Below are 6,007 nucleotides of genomic sequence, written 5' to 3'. Positions count from 1 at the left end.
CAGCGCGGCCACGCACACTATTGCAACGACAGGATATCCAGACAACGGGAAAACCGACACAGTACATCGGTTATCAGGGTCAGGTTATCCAATATAAAACCGGCCGCGCGCATGTCGATGTGCATATACGTACGCGCGTGAGCAGCTTCGGGGCTGATTATGTGGTAGTTACTGCCGGATCACTCGGCGGTGTATTGTTGCAAGCGGGCGATATTATCGGTATCGAGAGTGCATCTGGTGAAGTGCAATGGGGTACGGTATCTAGTGCTGATAACGAGCGTATCAATCTTGGAGTTGCCGCCCCTGCATGGGTAGCCGTTGGCGATGACGTGTATATCAGCCGGATTGTGTCGGTCTAAAGGACAAAAAAATGAATGAATTAAAAGCAATTATGATTGCCGAGTTGGCGTTTGCTGCCGAGGCGTTTATCAATCGTGCGATTGATGCCGACAATGTGCCTAAATTTGAGCGGCAGTCTTGGCCTTTGCAGGCCGCCGAAGCTAAAGCATGGGCAGCGGATAAGGCGGCTGCAACCCCGTTGCTCGACCAGATCGCGGCTAGTCGCGGTATGGACGCCGCCAAGCTCAAGGCCGCTGCCTTGCGTAAGGCTTTGGCTTATGAGCGGCTTACCGCTCATGTTGCCGGGCAGCGGCAAGCGTTACAGGCAAAAATCGAGGCCGCTAAAACGCAGGACGCACTTGATAAAATCGTTATCGAGTTTACACATCCCGAGGCTGCCTGATGGCTAGATATATACGTTTTGTACTGATTGCAGCCGACCAACTGGCTAATGCTTTGCTTGGCGGCTATGCCGATGAGACGCTGTCTAGCCGCATCCATCGCGGGGCGGTTTTGGCGGCTAAACCACGCCGCCGCTGGCTGATTGCGCGCCGTGTGGTTAACGGTCTGTTTTGGTGGCAAGCCGACCACTGTGCTGGAGCTTATAAAATGGAACGGCATCGCGGGCATTTGCCGGATAGTCTAAAAAATTAAGAAAAAATCGGCCGTCTGAATTTCAGGCGGCCTTTGTTTTGTAAAAAAATCCCTTAATTTGGAAATAGATAGCAAATATATCAACTACTTGTAATGATAAGGCTTTGATATCGCATCACGAAAAAATCTGAATAACCAACCCGCGCGAGGGCAGTATTATGGCAAAAGCAAGCCGTCATCACGGCATATCAAGTTTGGAGTTTACTGAGGGCGTACGTGCTATCTCGGATATCTCAACCAATATTATCGGCATTGTGGCTACGGCAGATGATGCCGACGCCGCAACATTTCCGGTAAATAAACCGGTTTTTGTAACCAGCACTTACCGCGCGATCGATAAGGCTGGAAGCAAAGGGAACTTGGCTAAGGTTTTAGACGGCATATCCGATCAAGCAGACGCGCAAGCCGTGATTGTGCGTGTACCGCACAGCGACGAGCCGGAAACGCTTAAAAGTAACATTATTGGATCGGCTTCGGGTGGTTTTACCGGCTTGCACGCATTACGACGCGCGCCGGCAATCACGGGTTACACACCTAAAATTTTAGGCGTACCGGATTATGACGGGCAAGAGGTAGCCACCGAGCTAGTTACTGTTGCTCAAGCCTTAAATGCTTTTTGTTATGCCTCTGCCGGCGGAGCGGCAGAATTAACAGAGGTGGCGTCATACCGCGAAAATTTCAGCCAGCGCGAAATTATGTTGATCGATAACGACTTTATGGCATACAACGGCGCCACCGGCAAAGCAGAAAAGTCAACGATCGAGCGTATTCTTGGCTTGCGTGCGAAAATCGACGCAGAAACCGGATGGCATAAGTCAATTTCTAATGTTGGCGTAAACGGTGTGATTGCGGTTGATAAACCGCGAACATTTGATTTATTGGATAAAAACTGTGATGCCAACACGCTGAATAATAGCGATATTACAACCTTAATCCGTGATAACGGATTTTATGCTTGGGGCAACCGCACCTGCTCGACCGATCCGATGTACGCTTTCGAGGTGGCTGTGCGTTCGGCGCAAACGGTGCGCGAAACGATTGCCCGCAGCTACCGTTGGGCATTGGATAAGCCTATGCACCCGAGCTTATTACGTGATATCGGATTTGGAATTAATGCCAAGCTGGCGGAGTATGTGCGTCAAGGTCGCCTGTTGGGTGGACGCGTCTATGTTGATGAGGCGTTAAATGATAAGGCCCGCGTATCTAATGGTATTTTCCGTTTTGACTATGAGTTTACAGCCGTGCCGCCGCTGGAAAATCTGCAATTAGCGCAACACGTTACGGATACATTTATTGTTAACTTGGTAGAAAAAACCGTAGCGTTCGCCAGCGATTTTAAAGCCACCACAGTTTAAAAGGATAAATAAAATGAAATTACCCATGAAAGTTAAAGGGTTTAACTTATTCTTTGAGGGGTTAAATCTGCATGGACTGGTGGTTGATGTTACCCGTCCGAAAATCTCATTTAAAACCGAGGCATACCGGCCGGGTGGTTTTGATGTTGATGTCCAAATCGAACAGGGTTTGGAATCTTTGGAGCTTGAGTTTACCGCCGGCGGTTATACAGCGGAAGTTATCCGAGAGATGGGTGGCTCGGTGGCTGGTAAGGTTATCCGTTATCAAGGTAGCCTGGAGTCAGAAGACGAAAGTGAATTTGGAGAGTTGGTCGGAGAGGCGCGCGGTCGAATTACCGAGGTGGATTACGGTACAGACAAGCAAGGCGATGATACCGAAGTTAAATTTAAAATGCAGTTGGTATATTGGCGCGAAACGCTTAACGGCAAACCGATTTTAGAAATTGATGCTTTAGGTGGCAAGCTGCAAATCGGCGATAAAGATTTGCGCGCTGATCGCCGCCGCCGCCTTGGCTTGTAACCTCAATAATATATATTTGGCGGCCGCGTGCCGCCTGTTTTGAATAGGATAAAACCATGCAAACAATCCAAATTTTAGACGATAAAACCGTAAAAGTTACCTTGTCGGCCGCCATTAAGCGCGGCGACGTCGAGCATCACACCATTACGCTGCGCGCGCCGGTAGTCGCCGACTTAGAGGGGCTAAGTCAAGAGTTGGTTAATCTCAAACATACAGACACTGTGCAAAAAGTGATCCATAAAATCACCAGCCCGCAAATTACTCGGCGCGAATATATGAGTTTGTCTATGGATGATGCCCGTGCCTTAAATGCCGCTTTGGATTTTTTTTCCGCGCCGCCGAAAGCCAAGGCGGAAATGATGGAAGCACTGGAAGAGGCCGGCTACCTCAAGGCGTCAGAATCAGATGCAGCGACGTCGCCAGAATAATCGCCGCCGCGCCATCGGTGTGGGAGTCGGCCGCAGAAAACGGACTGGAATACTTTGTCCACATCGACGATTGCGTGGCTCAAATCGCCGCTGAATTTGGCGGCGGCCGCACGGCCTATGCTGATTTAAGTTTGGCTGATTTGATAAGGTGGACGGACATGGCGATAAAAAGACAGCGGCAGCGGTACGAAATGGCGGCCGCCATGCGAGGGGTTTAAATGGCTAAAGATTTGGTGATGCGCATTATCTTATCCGCGCAGGATAAAGCAAGCGCAGCATTAGATAAAATCCGCCAGTCAGGCAACGGCATGGCGGCCGAATTGGTGAAAAACCAAAAAGCCGTCCGTGATTTGGAGCGCAGCTTGCGCGATGCCGGAAAATGGTCGGATTATCAGCAGAAAATCAAAGCTGCCGATACCGAGTTGGCTCGCTTGGACAATACCATAGGCAAACTATCAGCCGAAATTAAGGCGTCGGGAAAACCTACGCGGGAGCAGATGCGGCAGATGGAGCAGCTCGAAAAAGCCAGCCAAAAAACCGCAGCCCAAAAAACGAAACTGGCGGACGAAGCGGCAGCATTGTCGCGCCGTCTGAAAGCCGGCGGGTTTGATACCCGTAATTTTGCTGATGCACAAGCTGCGGCTAAAGCAAAAATCGGACAAACTACCGCCGAGATTGCCCGTCAAACCGCCGCGCTTGAGCGGCAAAGCAAAGCGCAAAAACAATACGCGCGCGCGCAAGAGACAACGGGGAAGCTAAAAAACGTTGCCGTAGCTGCTACCGCTGCCGGGATGGCTGTAACAGGCGGTGTTGGCGTTACCGTAAAATCAGCGATGACCGAAGAAGACGCGATGTTGGATATCGTCAAACAAGTCGGCGCGCTGAAAAATGCCGACAATAGCATCAATCATGCCGAAGTTGCCAAGATGCGCGAAGAAATCCGCGGTCTATCCAGCGAACTGCCGATGACGACGGTGGAAATTATGCAGATGATCGCCGCCGGGGCGCGGATGGATGTGCCACGGGAGCAGTTGGCGGATTATGTCCGAGTGGCCGCACAGTCGGCTACTGCCTTTGATTCCGCCGATCCTCAAGCGCTGGCTGAAAATCTGGGAAGAATACAGAAAAACTTTAAATTGTCTGCGGATGAGGGCCGTATATTGGCCGATGTCATTAACTATCTTGATGATAATGCGATATCGTCAGGCGAGAACATCATCAATTATATGAATCGTGTGTCCGGCTCGATGGGCTTGGCAAAAATCAGCGAAAAAGACGTAGCAGCATTAGGGTCGACCTTATTAACCGCTGGGGCGGATGAATCAACTGCCGCCGGTGCGGTTTCCTCTCTCTTTACTCGACTTTCGACAGCGCCCGAGATGAAACCCGTGAAAGATGCGCTTGCGGCCATCGGTATGGATGCGCGAGCCGTCCAAAAAGGAATGGTTGAAGATGCTCAAACCACGGTTATGTCGATTATCGAAGCGGTTAAAAAAATGCCGAAAGAAGAGCAAGCTGGGTTGCTTAAAGGCTTGGCGGGCGGCGAGTATAACAAAGTTTTTGCAGGCTTAATTGCCAATACAGAAGAGTGGCGCCGGCAAATCGAATTGGCAAATAGCGAAGAGGCCATCGGCAGCATGGGGCGGGAATTTGAAACCCGCATGACGGCTATGTCCTCGAAATGGCAGGTATTTAAAAACGGATTATTTAACGCCGGCGCAGGCTTGGGGCGCGGGCTGTTTGATGTCATTGGGCCGGCACTCGATAAAGGGGTGGCGTTGATTAATATGTTTTCAAGGTGGCAGGCCGCTAATCCCGCGCTGGTGGGTGGCATCATGAAAACCGCTGCCGTAATCGGTATCGGTGCGCTGGCGGTTGGCGGTTTGGCGGCCGCAGTTGCTGCCGTGCTGCTGCCCATTGCCGGGATGAATTTGGCCTTAGTAAATGCTGCTGCAGGCATCTCGCGCGTAGTGGGCATGATCGGAATGATGAAAAACGGAATATTAATATTGAGCCGTTTGCTGCTAATGAATCCGATAGGTTTGGCGGTTACGGCAGCCGTCGCCGCCTTGGTGCTGTTATATATCCATTGGGATAAGGTTAAAAACGCATTGTCGGTAGGCTGGCAATGGCTTAAATCCGTGTTTAAAGACAACCCGCTGATTGCAGCATTTACCGGGCCGATCGGTGTAATTGGCGGGTTGATTGCAAATTTTGAAAAATTACAGAAAGCCGCCATGAGCGCCTGGAGCACTTTAAAGCGCGTTACAGGTTTCGGCGGATCAATGCCTGCTGCCGGAAAAGGTTATTCAAGCGGTGGTTATACCGGGGCGGGCGGCGTAAACGAGCCGGCCGGAACCGTCCACCGTGGCGAGGTGGTATTTAGCCAGCGCGATGTACGCCGGTTTGGCGGTTGGCAATTTGTCGAGCGGCTGCGACGTGGCGGGTTGGATATGTTGCGGCGCGGTGTTGATTTTATGCTGCCGAGAAATACTGCGCCCGCGCCGTTCGCGCTGGCAGGGGCTGTGCCTGTCCGTGCGGCTGCCGGAGCGGCGGTCGGAGGTGGTGGTAATAATTATTATATTACCGTCAATGTGCCGGCGGGCAGCAACGGCGAGGGTATAGGTCGGGCCATTGCCAGCGAGTTGGAGCGGCACGCCGCCGCCGCTGCCCGGCGTAATCGCGGATTAATGCAGGACAAGGATTAATAA

7 protein-coding genes are annotated in these 6,007 nt (G+C 51.4%); all 7 read left to right on the top strand.

Annotated elements, in window-relative coordinates:
• Positions 1-359, top strand: a 359-nt coding sequence (locus ACEPPX_RS01675; RefSeq protein WP_416622690.1) for a hypothetical protein, incomplete at its 5' end; no start/stop codon positions are given.
• 11 nt (positions 360-370) lie between these two features.
• The gene (locus ACEPPX_RS01670; RefSeq protein ID WP_416622689.1) at positions 371-742 is read left to right on the top strand and encodes a hypothetical protein; all 372 of its coding nucleotides are present in this window, start codon (positions 371-373) and stop codon (positions 740-742) included.
• Positions 742-993 (top strand): hypothetical protein, encoded by a 252-nt coding sequence (locus tag ACEPPX_RS01665; protein ID WP_416622688.1) that lies wholly within the window; start codon positions 742-744, stop codon positions 991-993. Before ACEPPX_RS01670 ends, ACEPPX_RS01665 begins: the two co-directional genes overlap by 1 nt.
• Positions 994-1,151: 158 nt before the next feature.
• Positions 1,152-2,348 carry a phage tail sheath subtilisin-like domain-containing protein gene (locus tag ACEPPX_RS01660; protein WP_416622687.1) on the top strand — a complete coding sequence of 399 codons (1,197 nt, stop codon included), beginning with the start codon at positions 1,152-1,154 and terminating at the stop codon, positions 2,346-2,348.
• Positions 2,349-2,361: 13 nt separating this feature from the next.
• Complete coding sequence (locus ACEPPX_RS01655; RefSeq protein WP_416622686.1) at positions 2,362-2,868, top strand: phage major tail tube protein; 507 nt, start codon at positions 2,362-2,364, stop codon at positions 2,866-2,868.
• A 56-nt stretch (positions 2,869-2,924) separates the two neighbouring features.
• Positions 2,925-3,296, top strand: coding sequence for a phage tail assembly protein (locus ACEPPX_RS01650; protein WP_416622685.1), 372 nt, complete (start codon positions 2,925-2,927; stop codon positions 3,294-3,296).
• A gap of 218 nt (positions 3,297-3,514) precedes the next feature.
• The gene (locus ACEPPX_RS01645; protein WP_416622684.1) at positions 3,515-6,004 is read left to right on the top strand and encodes a phage tail tape measure protein; all 2,490 of its coding nucleotides are present in this window, start codon (positions 3,515-3,517) and stop codon (positions 6,002-6,004) included.
• The last annotated feature ends 3 nt before the right edge of the window (positions 6,005-6,007 follow it).

This window comes from Neisseria sp. S1, from assembly GCF_048060015.1.
Taxonomy (GTDB): Bacteria; Pseudomonadota; Gammaproteobacteria; order Burkholderiales; family Neisseriaceae; genus Neisseria; species Neisseria arctica.
Note: the sequence above shows the minus strand (reverse complement) of the source record. Positions and strands in the feature narration are given on the sequence as shown.